General features: G+C 65.2%; 1 protein-coding gene. It reads left to right on the forward strand.

What is annotated here, in order from left to right:
- Positions 1-508 (forward strand): sensor histidine kinase (locus AC5Y5Z_RS25555; RefSeq protein ID WP_463829111.1); only part of this gene is annotated, 508 nt, incomplete at both ends.

Consider the following 508-nt stretch of genomic DNA (forward strand, 5'->3'; position numbering starts at 1 on the left):
TCGTGGAGTTGGCGGCCGACGATCCCGATGACGATCGGGTGGATCGGGCGTTGGCGGGGTTGAACAGTGCCTCGGAGCGGTTGCGGCAGGCCACTTTCGAGTTGCATCCGGCGGTGTTGGAGCAGGTGGGGTTGGGCCCGGCGGTGGAGCAGTTGGCGGGTTTCACCGCTAAGCGGTCGGGGATCGAGGTGCGTACCGATATCGATTATCCGGTGCGCAGTGCGGTGGATCCGATCGTGTTCGGTGTGGCGCGGGAGTTGTTGTCCAATGTGGTGCATCATTCGCGGGCCGAGCATGCGTGGGTGACGTTGAAGTACGTCGACGGGTGTTGTGTGTTGGAGGTTCTCGACGACGGGGTGGGGGTCAGTGGCGAGACCATGGCACGGCGGTTGGGGGAGGGCCATATCGGTCTGGCTTCGCACCGGGCCCGGGTCGATGCCGCCGGGGGCAGGTTCGTGTTCTTGGATGCACCCACCGGCACCCACGTGCGCGTCGAACTACCCGTCAA

The sequence above is a fragment of the Mycobacterium sp. NGS29 genome (genome assembly GCF_059812965.1).